Source organism: Streptomyces sp. Ru73 (assembly GCF_002920575.1).
GTDB lineage: Bacteria > Actinomycetota > Actinomycetes > Streptomycetales > Streptomycetaceae > Streptomyces.
Map to the genome: position 1 here is coordinate 1 of NZ_PQSQ01000236.1, position 406 is coordinate 406.

Consider the following 406-nt stretch of genomic DNA (forward strand, 5'->3'; position numbering starts at 1 on the left):
TGGGGCCGTCCATGACCAGTTCGCCCTTCTCCAGCCACAGCACGCGGTCGCAGGTGTCCCGGATGGACTTGTTGTTGTGGCTGACCAGGAAGACCGTGCCGGCCTCCTTGCGCAGCTCGCGGATGCGGGCCTCGGAGCGCTTCTGGAACTTCCGGTCGCCGGTCGCCAGCGCCTCGTCGATCATCAGCACGTCGTGGTCCTTGGCCGCGGCGATGGAGAACCGCAGCCGGGCCGCCATGCCCGAGGAGTAGGTGCGCATCGGCAAGGAGATGAAGTCGCCCTTCTCGTTGATCCCGGAGAAGTCGACGATGTCCTGGTAGCGCTCGCGGACCTGGTCCCGGGACATGCCCATGGCCAGCCCGCCCAGGATGACGTTGCGCTCGCCGGTCAGGTCGTTCATCAGCGC

Annotated in this window: 1 protein-coding gene; it reads right to left on the minus strand. The window is 67.0% G+C overall.

Features of this window, described 5'->3' with window-relative positions:
* On the minus strand, positions 1–406 hold a 406-nt coding region (locus tag C3486_RS36750; protein WP_374936973.1), incomplete at both ends, for an ABC transporter ATP-binding protein.